Here is an 872-nt window from a genome sequence, read left to right on the forward strand (position 1 = left end):
ATTTGAATTCGGCGGTGTAGCGTCGCCGGGGCTTCGGATTCATGGATGGGGTTTCTGAAGGTTGGTGGTCCAGAAATCCAGCTCACCTCAGTTAGTCCCACCAGAAGTGGAACAAATTCTCCTGCAATACTGGTGCCAAGATTGAACTCTCGCCATCCCATTCTGACAGGTAGCGCTCGAGGCCAGCCTGCATGACTTCCTCTTCGGGGAAAAGCGCTTCGATCTGCTTTAAGTGGTCCTCCGTCACCTGCCTGGAGAACCGTAGCTTCAACCCAGCAGGGTCAGCGAAAGTTATACGGCATGGAATGATCTCCGAAATCTTGGTGGCCTTGTCTGCGACTAGATTAACGGTAGCGCCTGATTCGTAGCCGTAGCTCATCGATCCGTGTGAGCCCACCTCAAACGCCTTCACGACCTCAGCTATAGGCGTATCCGCAGGAATGGAATAAAGCCGGTGTCCGGGATCCCCCTCCATAAGTCCGTAGAACTGGATTCGCGTGGCGGCTGGGGAATCGGGAGGATCAGAATAGATTTGATCGTGCGGAACTGCGTCGCCTGCAGTCCATCCCTCGGGGAGATTACCAGAACTCATAGTTTTGTGGTTGTCGCCACAACCAACCAGCGCAGCAAAGCAAAGGATGGCGAGGGCGCGGTTCATTTTTTGGCACAACGTCTCAGTGGAGACGCGCGAACGCAAGGCCGCGCGTCGAGGAAATGGAAGCGTTCCGAATCCACGGGGCGGAACGCAACAAGGCGGCGGTTAAGCGTCGATCTCCCACGACTTGTTGAAACTGTCGAAAAACCCCACCCTGTTCCAGCCCGATTTCCTCCCGCTGGCCCGGCCACTGCTCCCCGGGACGCGAGCCATGGCA

The 872-nt window shown here is 56.4% G+C and carries 1 protein-coding gene; it reads right to left on the minus strand.

What is annotated here, in order from left to right; translation table 11 throughout:
• Positions 1 to 91: 91 nt before the first annotated feature.
• Positions 92 to 658: a hypothetical protein gene (locus IG178_RS24455; RefSeq protein WP_193215208.1), complete on the minus strand. Its 567-nt coding sequence runs from the start codon at positions 656 to 658 to the stop codon at positions 92 to 94.
• Between the last annotated feature and the right edge of the window lie 214 nt (positions 659 to 872).

The organism is Neoluteolibacter marinus (genome assembly GCF_014904755.1).
Classification (GTDB): Bacteria; Verrucomicrobiota; Verrucomicrobiia; order Verrucomicrobiales; family Akkermansiaceae; genus Haloferula; species Haloferula marina.

Bases quoted from the DNA above. Each gene is read 5' to 3' on its own strand.
- IG178_RS24455 (WP_193215208.1), bottom strand. From the start codon at position 658: ATGAACCGCGCCCTCGCCATCCTTTGCTTTGCTGCGCTGGTTGGTTGT.